Origin of the sequence: Flavobacterium seoulense (genome assembly GCF_000695795.1) — a bacterium.
In the GTDB taxonomy this organism is placed as follows: domain Bacteria; phylum Bacteroidota; class Bacteroidia; order Flavobacteriales; family Flavobacteriaceae; genus Flavobacterium; species Flavobacterium seoulense.
Genome location: NZ_JNCA01000017.1, coordinates 94,221 through 107,071 on the forward strand (window position 1 = coordinate 94,221; position 12,851 = coordinate 107,071).

Consider the following 12,851-nt stretch of genomic DNA (forward strand, 5'->3'; position numbering starts at 1 on the left):
TTATGATAACATTAAAAGGCGATTCTATTTATTTACGGGCTCTTGAACCGAATGATTTAGAATTTATTTATGCTATAGAAAATAATGAAAGCATCTGGGAAGTGAGTAATACTCAAACTCCTTACAGCCGATTCCTAATTAGACAATATCTCGAAAATGCCCATCAGGATATTTATGAAGCAAAACAACTACGATTAGCCATTTGTCAGGACGAAGATTTTCCAGCCATTGGATTGATTGATTTGTTTGATTTTGATCCAAAAAATAATCGTGCAGGTGTTGGTATTTTAATTCAGGACGATGCTAACAGGAATCAAAAAATCGGTTCTGAAGCTTTAGAAATGTTAATTCGTTATTCTTTCAGACATTTAAATTTACATCAATTGTATGCAAATATTGGCATGCAAAATGAACCAAGTAAAGCACTTTTTACTAAATTTGGCTTTCAGTGTATAGGTGTAAAAAAGGATTGGAATCTCATTAATGGAGTATATCAGGACGAAGCCATCTATCAGTTAATTAATCAACAATTTTAAATTTTTAGCTTTGAGCACAAAAAAAATAATTTCAATCATTTCCATTGTCGTCATTTCTGTATTGATTATTTATGGTTTTGTTTTAATTGGACAAATATTTTCGAAAAACACAAAATTCACTGAAAATGAAGTATATGTTCATATTCCAACAGATGCAACTTATCAGCAGGCATTAGATTCTTTAAGTAAATATGTAGAAAATCTGGATCGCTTTGAAATGGTGGCTAACAAAATGAGTTATCCTGAAAATGTAAAATCGGGACGTTTTTTATTGACCAAAGGAATGAATAGTTACAAACTGGTAAAGGCAATGCGATACAATGTTCCTGTAAAGTTAGCTTTCAACAATCAGGAGCGAATTGAAAATTTAGCAGGTCGTGTAGGTTCACAAATTGAAGCAGATAGTTTGTCGTTATTGAATTCATTTAAAGATTCTATCTTTTTAAAAGAAAATGATTTTACTGAAGATAATGTTTTATCTATGTTTATTGCCAATACTTATGAAGTGTATTGGAATACTTCGGCAGAGAAGTTTAGAGATAAAATGATTAAGGAATACCGTAACTTTTGGAACGAAGAACGTGTTGCAAAAGCAAAAAAGCAAGGATTGTCGCCTACAGAAGCTACAACTCTGGCTTCTATTGTACATAAAGAATCCGTTAAAAAAGACGAAAGACCTAGAATTGCAGGTGTTTATTTGAACAGATTGCGAGCTGGAATGCCACTTCAGGCCGATCCTACAGTGATTTATGCCAAAAAGAAAAAGGATAACGATTTCGCTCAGGTTATCAAACGCGTTTTTTACAACGATTTGTTTTTAAACTCACCATACAACACTTATAAAGTAATTGGGCTTCCTCCAGGACCTATCGCAATGCCGGATATTACGGCACTTGAAGCGGTTTTAGATCCGGAAAAAAATAACTTTATCTATTTCTGCGCTAGTGTGGATCGTTTTGGTTACCACGAATTTGCAGCTACTTTGGAAGAACATAATGTAAATGCTAAAAAATATTCTAATTGGATTAGTAGCCAGGGAGTAAAAAGATAATTTTGAAGTATAAAAATATTTTTCTTTTCTGTTTTTTACTTACAATTTCTAATTGTTTGGCTCAAAACGGTATAGAACGTTTTTTAAAACCGTCTGATAGTTTAAATTTAAAAAGAACTAAGGCGGTTTTTATTTCAGAAGCAGCAGTTTCTACCGTTGCCTTGGTAGGTTTAAACCAATTGTGGTATGCTGATTATCCCCGATCGAAGTTTCATTTTATCAATGATAATAAAGATTGGCTGCAAATGGATAAGGCAGGGCATATTTATTCTTCTTATCATTTAGGACGATTAGGCAGCGAAATGTTACAGTGGAGCGGTGCCAGTTCTAAACAGCAATTAATTTATGGTGCGGGATTAGGATTTGCATTTTTAACCGCTGTAGAAGTCTTAGATGGATTTTCTTCAGAATGGGGAGCATCTACTGGAGATGTAATTGCTAATGCTACCGGAACAGCCTTATATGTTTCACAGGAATTATTATGGAAAGAACAGCGTATTACTCCAAAATTTTCTTTTCACACGACTCAATTTGCAAAATACCGACCTGAAGTTTTAGGAAGTAGTTTTTCTGAACAAATTCTGAAAGATTATAACGGACAAACGTATTGGTTATCGGCTAATTTAAAATCCTTTTTTAAGGACTCCAAAATTCCAAAAATTTTGAATATCGCCATTGGTTATGGAGCCGACGGAATGATCGATTCAAGGGGAGAAAATACTACTTTTTTGGCACATGAAAATTGGCAAAGATCAAGACAATTCTACCTGAGTTTGGATCTCGATTTGACGAAAATTGAGACAAAATCACATTTTTTAAAGACTTTTTTTTCTGTTTTTTCCGTTTTAAAAATTCCTGCACCTACGCTCGAATATACAGCTAACGAGGGGTTTAGGACGCATCTGTTGTATTTTTAGAAAGCTTTAACATGCTGATTTACAGTTTTATGAAAAAAGTTGTATCTTTGCGGAGCAGAAATTTCTAAATGTGACAGGTTTAGAAGAAAAACAATTTATGATAAAAAAATGGTATTTTTACACCAGTCTGACTGTAATTATTGTCTTTTTAAGTTACAGTTTTAAACCGCTAAAGTTAGATACTGAAGAGTGGTTTTCGAAAGAAAAAAATGATGGATCAGATTACTTATTTCCATCAGTCAAACAAGAAGATTATACTAGTTTGAATATCCCTTTTACAGGAAATTTATTCATTGCGTTCAAAGAAGCAATCGGATTCAAAGAATCTGAAAACAAGTATAAAAAAGTAAATTCTTTAGGGTATTTAGGAAAATACCAATTTGGGAATCAAACTTTAAAATCTATAGGAATCCACGATACGGATAAATTCCTAAAAAGCCCCAAACTACAAGAAAAAGCATTTGTTGCTTTATTATCTAAAAACAAATCGATTTTACAGGATGTTATCGAAAAGTACGACGGAAAGGTTGTAAATGGTATTTTGATAACAGAATCTGGAATTTTAGCAGCAGCTCATCTTGGCGGGCCTGGATCGGTTAAAAAGTATTTTAGAAGTAAAGGGAAGCGCTACATTAAAGATGCTTATGGTACTTCGATTCAGAGTTATTTGAAAAAATTTGGAGGTTATGATACTTCCTTTATCGTGCCAGATGTAAATGCAGTGGTAACACTTTAAAGAAAGATAATTTGCCTTAAAGAAGAAAGGAGTCTATTTGAAAAGAAGTAGACTCCTTTTTTTATGCTTCATCAATAAATAAGTTTAAAATAGTCGAAGCTATTTTACTTATGTTAGTTCCTGGTCCAAAAACTGCAGCAGCGCCAGCATCAAATAAATATTGATAATCATGAGGAGGAATCACTCCGCCTACAACAACCATAATATCTTCGCGACCATATTTTTTAAGTTCTTCTATTAATTGAGGAACTAGTGTTTTGTGACCAGCAGCCAATGATGAAATGCCCAGAATGTGAACATCATTTTCCATAGCCTGTTTAGCTGTTTCCGCAGGAGTTTGAAAAAGTGGACCAATGTCAACATCAAAACCAATGTCGGCAAAAGCAGTAGCGACTACTTTAGCGCCTCTGTCGTGTCCGTCCTGTCCCATTTTTGCTACCATAATTCTAGGACGGCGTCCTTCCTGTTTAGCAAAAATATCGGCTAATTTTTTTGCTTCATCAAAGCTTTGATCTTCTTTTATTTCTTTACTATACACACCGCTAAAAGATTTAATTTGAGCCTTATGTCTTCCAAATACTATTTCTAATGCCTGACTAATTTCGCCCAATGTTGCTCTCTTTCGAGCTGCATCAATAGCTAATTCCAGTAAATTTCCTTCTCCAGTTTGGGCGCAAAGCGTGATTTTTTCTAAAGTTGCAGCCACTTTTTCCTCATTTCGGCTTGCTTTTACCTGATGAAGCCGTTCCAGTTGTTGCGCTCTGACTTTTTTAATGTCAATATCTAAAATAGTCAAAGGAGCTTCTTTTTTAAGCTTGTATTTATTAAGTCCTACAATTATATCTTGTTTGCTGTCAATACGGGCTTGTTTTCTTGCAGCAGCTTCTTCAATACGCATTTTCGGAATTCCGGATGCCAATGCTTTTGTCATTCCGCCAAGAGCTTCGATTTCTTCAATTAATATCCATGCTTTTTCGGCTATCTCATTGGTTAAACTTTCGACATAATAACTTCCTGCCCAGGGATCAACGGTCTTCGTAATTTTAGTTTCTTCTAATAAAAACAATTGTGTATTTCTGGCAATTCGTGCTGAAAAATCGCTTGGTAACGCCATAGCTTCATCTAAGGCGTTGGTGTGAAGCGATTGTGTGCCTCCAAAAACAGAAGCAGTCGCTTCAATACAGGTACGGGCAACATTGTTAAACGGATCCTGAGCTGTTAAACTCCAGCCGCTTGTTTGACAATGTGTTCGTAAAATAAGTGATTTAGGATTTTGAGGATTGAATGTTTTAACCAATTTAGTCCAGAGCATTCTTGCTGCTCTCATTTTGGCAATTTCCATAAAATGATTCATCCCGGTTCCCCAGAAAAAGGATAATCTTGGAGCGAATTCATCAATTTTCATTCCTGTCGAAAGTCCGGTTCTAATGTATTCTAATCCATCGGCTAGGGTGTAAGCCAGTTCAATATCGGCAGTAGCTCCAGCTTCCTGCATGTGATAGCCTGAAATGGAAATCGAATGGAATTTCGGCATTTTTTTGCTGGTATATTCAAAAATAGCAGCCGTAATTTTCATCGAAGGTTCAGGTGGATAAATATAGGTATTGCGAACCATGAATTCTTTTAGAATATCATTTTGAATAGTTCCCGAAAGTTGTTCAGGTGTAACCCCTTGTTCTTCGGCAGCTACGATATAAAATGCCATGATGGGTAAAACGGCTCCATTCATGGTCATCGAAACCGACATTTTATCTAGTGGAATTTGGTCAAAAAGTATTTTAAAATCTTCAACAGTATCAATAGCAACGCCGGCTTTTCCAACATCGCCTTGTACACGTTCATGATCTGAATCGTAACCGCGATGTGTGGGCAAATCAAAAGCAATCGAAAGTCCGCCTTGTCCTGCGTGAATGTTTTTTCGATAAAAATGATTACTTTCTTCAGCCGTTGAAAAACCCGAATATTGACGAATAGTCCACGGTTTTTGAACATACATGGTGGTATGTGGTCCTCGCAAATAAGGCGGAAATCCTGCAGCAAAATCCAGATGTTCTAAATTTTCAATATCTTTCTCGGAATAATTTTGCTTGAGTTCAATTCCTTCTGCGGTAACAAAAATTTTAGCATTCGTTTTTTCTTTTGCATAAGAATCCTCTAAGCTATTAGTAGCTTTCGATTTTTGATTGTCGAGTTGAATATGTCTGAGGTCTTTTCGAATCATTTTTTTGGGATGCTTTTTGCAATTTATTTTGGATACTTCATCATTGTTCTGAAGCCAGTCGTTCCTGTTCTAATTTTTCTGCCAGTCGTTTTTCTATAATTGGTGTAATCAGCGTTTTTCGGGGTTTAATTTTTACAAAAGGATACAATTCAATTTGTTCTTTCATTTTGTCTTTCGGATTCGAATATTTATTGGTTCCAATTAGGATTTCTTTCCCTGAATCAAAAAGTTGTTGTTCCTTATCTGCGCTTTCTTGAATTTTTCTTTTGATAATTCCGTCGTTCAATTGTTTTAAAAAACCGCCATTAGCTTCAATTTCTTTAAACAATGTCAAAGCTTTTTCAGCTAATTGTTGCGTTAGAGTTTCAATATAATAACTGCCATCAGCGGGATTATTTACTTTATCAAAGTAACTTTCGTTCTTTAAAATCAGTAATTGATTTCGGGCTATTCGATCGCCAAATTCATTGCTTTTATGATAAATAGAATCGTAAGCTAAATTAGCAATAGCATCTGCTCCGCCTAGAATTGCCGACATACATTCGGTGGTGGTACGCAACATATTATTGTTGAAATCATACAAGGTTTTGTTCCGTTTTGTAGGCGTTGCCAGAATGTGACAATTGCTGTCATGATAATATTCTTTGGCAATTAATTGAAACAATAATCGAAGTGCTCGCAGTTTTGCAATTTCAAAAAAGTAATTAGTTCCCACTGCAACTTCAAAAACAATTGCCTGATGAATAGTTGGAATTCGGTTTAGATATTCATTGGCATGAGCCAAACTATAAGCAATTTGCTGAACAATATTTGCTCCCGCATTTTGATATAAAGTCAAATTAACGCTTATCAAAGAGCTGTCTCTAGTTGTTTTTGAAAGCAAGCGAAGTGTCTCGAAATTGTCTTTTTCTTTGGTCGAAAACCAATTCCCGTCTTTGGCTAATTGCCCAATAGGATCCAGATTGTAAAATACTCTGGCTTTTTTTTGCTCGACAATCGTATTTGTTTTTGAAATAAAATCAACCGATAGAAATTTTAGATCAAAATAAATTGCCGTATTTTCTAATGGTAGTTTTTCTAGTAATTTGGTAATATCAATTGATTCGTTTTCGATGGTAAATCGTAAACTTTCAGCACCTCGTTTTAAAGAATCTAAGGCTCTTTCTGCTGATTTTTCGACATCGAAGACAAAAATATTTTGGCAAATTTTAAATTCAGAGGCTTTAGTATCAGCAGTATTCGCCTGGCTAAAATCGTCCCGATGATAAAAAGGTTTTACTTTAATATCTTCTGGCGAATTCCAAACTAAGCTTTCGTTATAATCGGCTCCATCAAGTTCAAACTGGATGTTTTGTTTCCATTGTTTTGATGAAACCGGGTCGAAATCTTCGAATAGAGGAGTAGCCATTTTAATTTTATTTTTTGAAGCTTCGCTTCTTTTTTACTGCAGCTAACACAGAATGTGTAAAACTTTCCAGAAAGTTAGTGAATTATTATTGCTTTTCGATAGTGTCGCCTTCAAATTCGATGATATAAATATCCTCGCTATCTTTTTTCATATAATATTTTTCACGTGCATATTTTTCTACCTGTAGCGGATTTTTAAGCTGCTTGATTTGGGCTTCGTCTTTTTTAATTTCTTCCTGATAATAGGTTTTATTATCTTCCAATTCTCCAATCTGATTGTCTAAAACACGATGATCAAAATAGGAATAATTATCTAAAAATAACATCCAGATTACAAAAAATAATAGCGACCAGATGTATTTATTACTTAAAAATTTAAACCAGGATTTATCTTTATATGGGTTTTTCATTTGTTGTTTTGTGTCTAGTTAAACTAAAAGAGAAAATTTTAGTTTTTCGAATCTAAAATTACAATAAAATTATAGAATTCGTTGGTTAATTACGGTGCGAACAATGTCAATTGCTACGGTATTGTACTTATCATTTGGGATGATAATATCAGCAAAAGCTTTAGTTGGTTCAATAAATTGTTCGTGCATGGGTTTTAAAGTTTTTTGATAGCGGTTGAGTACTTCTTCCATATCACGACCACGTTCGGCAATGTCTCTTTTTATTCTACGAATCAATCTTTCATCAGAATCGGCGTGAACATAAATTTTAATATCAAATAAATCTCTTAGTTCAGGATTTGCCAAAATCAAAATTCCCTCAACAATTACTACTTTTCTGGGATGTGTAATTATTGTATCTTCTGTTCGATTATGAGTTACAAATGAATAAACAGGCTGATGAATTATTTTACCTTTTTTAAGGTCTTTTAAGTGATCTACTAATAATTCGAAATCAATGGCTTTGGGATGATCAAAATTGATTAATGCACGTTCGTCATAACTAAGATTATTGGTCATTTTATAATAAGAATCCTGAGAAATAACGCCTACTTCGGCATCATGTAATTCTTTAATTATTTGATGTACCACCGTTGTTTTTCCACTTCCTGTTCCGCCTGCAATTCCTATAATGAGCATAAAATGGTTTTGTTGTTGTTATTGAACAAAAATAGGAATTTAATTGTGAGGAGTTTTGTGTTTTGAGAGGAAATGTTGAAGGGTTTTCAATAGTTTTTTATGTTGTAGCTCCGCAAAGTCTTTGACTTTGAGGAAGTGTTAAGCTGTCTGTGACAGCTGTAAAAATAAATCATTAAAATATCGGTTGCAAACCGACAATCACTACCGCAAAGTTGCAAACTTTGCGGAGCTGTAAAGGTTGTTTGGAGGCTATAAATAGTCTCCAATAGTACTAAAATAGGTAGTTATACTACTAAAAAGAGTTCTTAATGGTACCTTAAAAGGTTCTTTTAGTACTTAAAAGAGTCTATAATAGGACTTAAAAAGGTCATTTTTGTACTAAAAAGACCCGTAATGGTAGTTAAAAAGGTTCTTATGGGGGTAAAAAAGTCCCCTTTTGGGTATAAAAAAGCCCCATTAGGACAATGAGGCTAGGTATTGAGGTGTTATTTATTCTTCTTCGCTTTAATCATCATTTCGAGTTGATCCCAAAGTTCTTCGGGAATGGCTTCTAATAAATTGAATTGTCCGGCACCTTTAAGCCATTCGCCACCATCAATAACTACTACTTCGCCATTGATGTAAGCAGAGAAATCAGAAACTAAATAAGCGGCTAAATTGGCTAATTCCTGATGATCGCCCACGCGTTTTAGTGGGACTTTTTTAGCCATATCAAATTTTTCAGAAAGATCTCCGGGAAGTAATCTGTCCCAGGCGCCTTTGGTTGGGAATGGGCCCGGCGCAATGGCATTGGTGCGAATACCATATTTTGCCCATTCTACAGCCAGACTTCGGGTCATGGCGAGAACACCCGCCTTCGCAGTAGCACTTGGAACTACGTAAGCCGAACCCGTCCAGGCATAAGTAGTCACAATATTTAAAACGGTAGCTGAAGTTTGCTTGCTGTCAATCCAGTGTTTTCCAAAAGCCAGCGTACAGTTTTTTGTTCCTTTTAAAACAATATCAATAATGGTGTCAAAAGCATTAGCTGATAAACGCTCGGTAGGAGAAATGAAATTCCCTGCGGCATTGTTGAGTAAAATATCAACTTTGTCAAAAGCTTTTAAAACTTGTTGGAGCATGTTTTCAACTTCTTCGTAGTTGCGAACATCGCATTTTAATGGCAAACAAATCCCAGCAGTTTCCGATTCTAATTCGGCAGCCGTGGTTTTCAATTTCTCTAAATCGCGGGAAGTTATGGCAACTTTCGCGCCTAGTTCCAGAAAATATTTGGTCATCGCTTTTCCCAGTCCGCTGCCGCCACCGGTAACTACAATTACTTTTCCTTTTAAGGCATCGTCTCGTAACATTTTTTGGCTAAAGTTCATTTGTTTATCGTTTTATTGTAAATATACAAAATCAGTCAGAATGTTGCCGGAATTAAAAATTAAGTTTTTTTTTAATATTAAATCCGTCTTAAATTAAAGTAATTGTAGTGTGTTTTATCTTTATGTTTTTATATTTGTTAAAATGCAATAGTCGGTTTTGTAGATAAAATTAGACTTGTATTGAATTCTTTTAAAAAATAAATCTGCACATGACTGATTTTATAAATCACCTAATTCATGAATTTGAATTACCATTAGGCAATCCGGTATTGGTTTTTTCATTAATATTATTCATCATATTATTATCTCCTATACTTTTAAAAAGACTGAATATTCCCGGGATTATTGGTTTAATTATTTCAGGAGTTGTTATTGGACCTCATGGATTGAATATCCTTGAAAAAAACTCAGCTATTGATCTGTTTTCGACTATTGGTTTGCTGTATATTATGTTTATTGCTGGTTTAGAACTCGATATGAATGAGTTTAAAGCGCATAAAAATAAGAGTCTTTTGTTTGGTTTTGTAACCTTCTTTTTTCCTTTAGTTATTGGTTTTCCGGTATGTTACTATTTTCTGGATTATAATTTTAATGCCAGTTTTTTAACAGCGAGTATGTTTGCGACGCATACATTAGTGGCGTATCCTATTGTAAGTAAACTGGGGGTTTCTAAAAATCAGGCGGTTGCTATTACCATTGGCGGAACAATATTGACTGACACGGCGGTATTGATTATTCTGGCTGTGATTATGGGAAATACTAATGGCAATCTAAATCAGGAATTCTGGTTGCGATTAGGAATTTCTCTGGCAATATTTTCGGCAATTATGTTTTTAATTATTCCCCGAATTGCCAAATGGTTTTTTCGAAAATTAGAAAGCGAAAAACATTCGCATTATATATTTGTTCTGGCAGTAGTGTTTTTTGCAGCTTTTTTAGCTGAAGTAGCAGGAGTAGAGCCTATCATCGGTGCCTTCGTAGCAGGTTTGGCTTTAAACAAATTAATTCCGCATTCCTCAGCATTAATGAACCGAATTGAGTTTATTGGAAATTCATTATTTATTCCGTTTTTCCTGATTAGTGTAGGGATGCTGGTAGATATTCGCGTAATTTTAAACGGAACTACAGCACTTATTGTAGCCGGAACGCTTTCGGTGGTGGCATTGTTAGGAAAATGGGTTGCTGCCTTGATTACACAGTTCATGTTTAAATATTCTACTGTACAAAGACAGCTTATTTTTGGTTTGAGTAGTGCACATGCTGCGGCTACACTTGCAGTAATTTTAGTAGGTTATAAAGCGAATATTCTGGACGAAAATATTTTGAACGGAACTATTATTTTAATTTTGATAACCTGTATTATCGCTTCTTTTGTTACTGAGAAAGCAGCAAAGCGTCTTGTAATTGAGTCAGAAGATGAGAAAATAGATTCGGTTGGATCTGGTGGATTGACAGATGAGCATATTTTACTTCCAATAGCAAATAGTAAGAAGATTGAAAAAATACTGGAATTTTCGATATTGATAAAAGATAAAAAATCGCCTAATCCAATATCGATTCTTTCTGTGGTTTCGAATGATGAAGAAGCTGAATTGAATATTTTAAAAACGAGAAATAAGTTAGAAGAATTTGTAAAACAAGGATCGGCAACGGAGACAAAAGTAAATGTAATCACAACGATTGATCATAATATTACCAGCGGAGTAACACGTATTTCGAGAGAAATTATGGCAAATATTGTGGTGTTGGGCTGGCCTTCGCGTACAGGATTACTAGATAAATTAGTTGGCGAAAAAACCGAAAGTATTTTGAGTAATACTGATAAAACGGTTTTTATTTGTGATTTGGTTAAGCCTTTAGTGCTTCACAAAAGAATTTTTGTTGCAGTTCCGCCACTTGCAGAACATGAAAATGGTTTTGATTTGTGGATTATCAAAATTGCTAAACTGGCACAAGAATTAAGTATTCCTTTGTGTCTAAATTGTAATGAAATGACCCAAAAAGCAGTTGAAAAGTTTTTAGAAAGAGCAAGATTGTCTCTTAATATGACGATGCCTCTTTTTGATGATTGGGACGACTTTTTAGTATTGTCAAGAAAGGTTAATGATGATGATTTATTTGTACTTATTTCAGCCAGAAAAGGTTCTGCTTCTTACATGAATGTACTTGAAAAGCTACCTTCGAAATTGCAGAAATATTTTAAAGAGAATAGTAAGTTGATTATTTATCCTCAGCAATTTGATAATAGTTATATCACACAGCGTTATGAAGATATTTCGTCAGAGCCTTTGAACATTGGTATTGAAACCATTCAAAAAATCGGAAAAGATATCGGAAGTATTTTTAAATAGATTTTAGATTTTGCATAATCTTCTGGCAGCTTCTTCCAGAGTTGTATTGTCTTTTGCAAAACAAAATCGGATTAAATGTAAATCTTTGCCATTTTCGTAAAAATTAGAAATCGGAATGGCAGCAACGCCGTGTTCAGTGATTAAACGTTTGCAGAAATCGACATCATTTTCATTCGAAATTGCTTCGTAACAAACAACCTGAAAATAAGTGCCTTCGCAAGGCAACAATTTGAATCGGCTTTTTGAAAGTAATTGCCTGAAATAATCCCTTTTTTGCTGATAGAAATCGCTGATTTTGTCAACTGAAGTTTCTTCTAAATAAGCGCTGATAGCAGCCTGTGCTACGCTATTGACACTAAAAACCAGAAATTGATGTACTTTTTTAATTTCCATCATCAAATGTTCGGGAGCAACTAAATAGCCGATTTTCCAACCAGTAATATGAAATGTTTTTCCAAAAGAAGAAACAACTATTGCCCGATTGCGAAGTAATTCGCGGGTATGAACCGAAATATGTTTTTGTTCGAAAGTAATGTATTCATAAACTTCGTCAGAAAGTAAAATAATTTTTGGATACTTTTCGAGTAGTTTTTCTAGAGCTTCAAAATCTGTTTCGGTCAAAATTTTCCCCGTTGGATTATGCGGATTATTGATGATAATCATCTTAGTTTTTTCTGAACAAGTCGCTTCGATGGTTTCCCAATTTGGAGTGTAATCATTGTTTAAAGGAACTCGAACTGGTTTTGCGTTGCACAATAAAACCGGTGCTTCGTAGCAATCGTAACTTGGATCTAAAATAAGTACTTCATCATTATTTTCGACCAAAGCCTGGATAGCGGTAAAAATCCCCTGAGTAGCACCGGTAGTTACCAGAATTTCAGTTTCGGGCAGAATATTTCTTTGGTACGAATCTTTAACTAATAACGCAATTTTCGATAAGAGCGGAGGATAACCCGCCATCGGCGTATATTGATGGATGTCTTCCTGTGCCAATTTTGAAACAATTGCTGTCAGTTTTTCATCAACAGCAAAGTTAGGGAAGCCTTGTGACAAATTGATAGCATTGTGTTCGGCAGCCATTTTTGACATGACGGTAAAAATGCTTGTGCTGATATTGGGAAGTTTCGACATGTTTTACTTTTTAAAAGGCTAAAAGTAAGGAAAGAACTTGAGTTGG

Annotated in this window: 11 protein-coding genes; 5 read left to right on the plus strand and 6 right to left on the minus strand. The window is 34.7% G+C overall.

What is annotated here, in order from left to right:
* Positions 1 to 2: 2 nt before the first annotated feature.
* The 4 genes from FEM21_RS09625 (at position 3) to FEM21_RS09640 (ending at position 3,240) form a co-directional block, all read left to right on the plus strand.
* Positions 3 to 536: a GNAT family N-acetyltransferase gene (locus tag FEM21_RS09625; protein WP_035659917.1), complete on the plus strand. Its 534-nt coding sequence runs from the start codon at positions 3 to 5 to the stop codon at positions 534 to 536.
* A gap of 10 nt (positions 537 to 546) precedes the next feature.
* Entirely contained in the window at positions 547 to 1,587 is a 1,041-nt protein-coding gene (gene mltG / locus FEM21_RS09630; protein WP_035659918.1) for an endolytic transglycosylase MltG, read from the plus strand.
* A gap of 56 nt (positions 1,588 to 1,643) precedes the next feature.
* On the plus strand, positions 1,644 to 2,504 hold the full coding sequence (locus FEM21_RS09635) for a DUF2279 domain-containing protein (RefSeq protein WP_236353600.1): 861 nt from the start codon (positions 1,644 to 1,646) through the stop codon (positions 2,502 to 2,504).
* A gap of 97 nt (positions 2,505 to 2,601) precedes the next feature.
* Positions 2,602 to 3,240: a hypothetical protein gene (locus FEM21_RS09640; protein ID WP_035660068.1), complete on the plus strand. Its 639-nt coding sequence runs from the start codon at positions 2,602 to 2,604 to the stop codon at positions 3,238 to 3,240.
* 61 nt (positions 3,241 to 3,301) lie between these two features.
* Here FEM21_RS09640 and scpA read toward each other — a convergent pair whose 3' ends face one another.
* The 5 genes from scpA to FEM21_RS09665 all read right to left on the minus strand — a co-directional run bounded on the left by scpA (position 3,302) and on the right by FEM21_RS09665 (position 9,323).
* The gene (gene scpA / locus FEM21_RS09645) at positions 3,302 to 5,461 is read right to left on the minus strand and encodes a methylmalonyl-CoA mutase (protein ID WP_035659920.1); all 2,160 of its coding nucleotides are present in this window, start codon (positions 5,459 to 5,461) and stop codon (positions 3,302 to 3,304) included.
* Between the two features lie 40 nt (positions 5,462 to 5,501).
* A complete protein-coding gene (locus tag FEM21_RS09650) occupies positions 5,502 to 6,869 on the minus strand; it encodes a methylmalonyl-CoA mutase subunit beta (RefSeq protein WP_035659923.1) in 1,368 nt (455 codons plus the stop codon).
* An 85-nt stretch (positions 6,870 to 6,954) separates the two neighbouring features.
* Positions 6,955 to 7,278 (minus strand): FtsB family cell division protein, encoded by a 324-nt coding sequence (locus FEM21_RS09655; protein WP_035659925.1) that lies wholly within the window; start codon positions 7,276 to 7,278, stop codon positions 6,955 to 6,957.
* Positions 7,279 to 7,347: 69 nt separating this feature from the next.
* Positions 7,348 to 7,956 carry a uridine kinase gene (gene udk, locus FEM21_RS09660; RefSeq protein ID WP_035659928.1) on the minus strand — a complete coding sequence of 203 codons (609 nt, stop codon included), beginning with the start codon at positions 7,954 to 7,956 and terminating at the stop codon, positions 7,348 to 7,350.
* Positions 7,957 to 8,441: 485 nt separating this feature from the next.
* On the minus strand, positions 8,442 to 9,323 hold the full coding sequence (locus FEM21_RS09665; protein WP_035659930.1) for an SDR family oxidoreductase: 882 nt from the start codon (positions 9,321 to 9,323) through the stop codon (positions 8,442 to 8,444).
* A 209-nt stretch (positions 9,324 to 9,532) separates the two neighbouring features.
* On the opposite strand from FEM21_RS09665, the gene FEM21_RS09670 reads away from it, so the two are divergent.
* Complete coding sequence (locus tag FEM21_RS09670) at positions 9,533 to 11,674, plus strand: cation:proton antiporter (protein ID WP_035659932.1); 2,142 nt, start codon at positions 9,533 to 9,535, stop codon at positions 11,672 to 11,674.
* Positions 11,675 to 11,677: 3 nt separating this feature from the next.
* Here the strand turns inward: FEM21_RS09670 and FEM21_RS09675 are convergent, their stop codons facing one another.
* Positions 11,678 to 12,805, minus strand: coding sequence for a methionine aminotransferase (locus FEM21_RS09675; protein ID WP_035659933.1), 1,128 nt, complete (start codon positions 12,803 to 12,805; stop codon positions 11,678 to 11,680).
* Positions 12,806 to 12,851 lie beyond the last annotated feature (46 nt).

Bases quoted from the DNA above. Each gene is read 5' to 3' on its own strand.
- FEM21_RS09625 (WP_035659917.1), top strand. From the start codon at position 3: ATGATAACATTAAAAGGCGATTCTATTTATTTACGGGCTCTTGAACCG.
- FEM21_RS09640 (WP_035660068.1), top strand. From the start codon at position 2,602: ATGATAAAAAAATGGTATTTTTACACCAGTCTGACTGTAATTATTGTC.
- scpA (WP_035659920.1), bottom strand. From the start codon at position 5,461: ATGATTCGAAAAGACCTCAGACATATTCAACTCGACAATCAAAAATCG.
- FEM21_RS09650 (WP_035659923.1), bottom strand. From the start codon at position 6,869: ATGGCTACTCCTCTATTCGAAGATTTCGACCCGGTTTCATCAAAACAA.
- FEM21_RS09655 (WP_035659925.1), bottom strand. From the start codon at position 7,278: ATGAAAAACCCATATAAAGATAAATCCTGGTTTAAATTTTTAAGTAAT.
- udk (WP_035659928.1), bottom strand. From the start codon at position 7,956: ATGCTCATTATAGGAATTGCAGGCGGAACAGGAAGTGGAAAAACAACG.
- FEM21_RS09665 (WP_035659930.1), bottom strand. From the start codon at position 9,323: ATGAACTTTAGCCAAAAAATGTTACGAGACGATGCCTTAAAAGGAAAA.
- FEM21_RS09670 (WP_035659932.1), top strand. From the start codon at position 9,533: ATGACTGATTTTATAAATCACCTAATTCATGAATTTGAATTACCATTA.
- FEM21_RS09675 (WP_035659933.1), bottom strand. From the start codon at position 12,805: ATGTCGAAACTTCCCAATATCAGCACAAGCATTTTTACCGTCATGTCA.